This is a genomic window from Stenotrophomonas sp. YIM B06876 (assembly GCF_030711595.1).
In the GTDB taxonomy this organism is placed as follows: Bacteria; Pseudomonadota; Gammaproteobacteria; order Xanthomonadales; family Xanthomonadaceae; genus Stenotrophomonas.
On sequence record NZ_JAUJUJ010000602.1, the window covers coordinates 1 to 398 of the forward strand.

Annotated in this window: 1 protein-coding gene; it reads right to left on the reverse strand. The window is 67.3% G+C overall.

All coding sequences use genetic code 11. The features are described from left to right. A partial coding sequence (locus QZH66_RS18665; RefSeq protein ID WP_305807273.1) for a hypothetical protein occupies positions 1-299 on the reverse strand: 299 nt, incomplete at its 3' end. Positions 300-398 lie beyond the last annotated feature (99 nt).

Sequence of the window (398 nt, forward strand, 5' to 3'; positions counted from 1 at the left end):
AGTTGCAGGCGTTCGGTGCGTCCCACGCGGCGCAGCACGCCGAAGGGCCACCAGACGGCGAGCGCCAGCGCCAAGGTCAGCAGCCAGGCCAGGCGCCGGGGGATTTCATGCAGCACTTGCACCAGGAACCATTGATGGCGCATGGGAAACCCGTGGGCGGAGCCGAAGACATGGGCCAGTGCCCGGTCCTGGCCGGCAGCGTCCCAGGCCAGCAGGCACAGCAGGGAAACCAGCGTCCAGATTGCAGCGCGGGCCGGGTGGTCGGGCGCACCGGAGGGCTGGGCGAAGGTTTCGGACATGGGGAGGAACGATAGGGCGCCCTGCTTAACAGCGTCTTAACGTGGGGCGACAATGGCGCGATGCGAATTTTGGTGGTCGAAGACGACGCAGGCATCGCC